The organism is Clostridium sp. FS41 (genome assembly GCF_000954015.1).
GTDB lineage: Bacteria > Bacillota > Clostridia > Lachnospirales > Lachnospiraceae > Enterocloster > Enterocloster citroniae.
This window is the reverse complement of record NZ_JYHN01000085.1, coordinates 1-567: the sequence shown is the minus strand read 5'-3', so window position 1 is coordinate 567 and position 567 is coordinate 1. Positions and strand designations below refer to the sequence as shown.

Annotated in this window: 1 protein-coding gene; it reads left to right on the top strand. The window is 48.1% G+C overall.

Features of this window, described 5'->3' with window-relative positions:
* Positions 1-567: hypothetical protein (locus CLFS41_RS30205; protein ID WP_045094048.1), on the top strand; the 567-nt coding region annotated here is incomplete at both ends.

Genomic DNA, 567 nt, shown 5'->3' with positions numbered 1-567 from the left:
TTACAGCAGCAAGCGAAAGCTTCAGCTATGATGGAAAGCCACACAGCAACAATGGGTATGAAGTGGTCGGAAACGTAGGAACGGATACGATAAGCGCAGTAGTAGAGGGAAGCATCACCTACCCAAGCCAGAGCCCCGTGGATAATAAGGTAGTAAGCCATACATTCACAAGCGGTGAGGAGAGCAACTACAGCGTGCAGTACATGGACGGAAGTTTGACCATGGAATACGGTGAGCAGATTGAAATCACCATCACAGCAGCAAGCGAAAGCTTCCTGTATGACGGAACCGAGCACAGCAATGCAGAAGTGAGGGTAACAGACGGAATCCTGGCAGAAGGAGACTACCTGGTAGCAGAAGCGACCGGAACTGTGGTCAATGTAGCAGATACATCTACAGGGAACAATTCAGTAAAGGACGGTTACAAGGTAATGAACGGAGATGAGGATGTGACGGCTAAGTATAAGATCACACCTCAGAACGGAACCTTAACTGTAACACCAAAAGATGTGACCATTACAGCAGCAAGCGAAAGCTTCAGCTATGATGGAAAGCCACACAGCAACA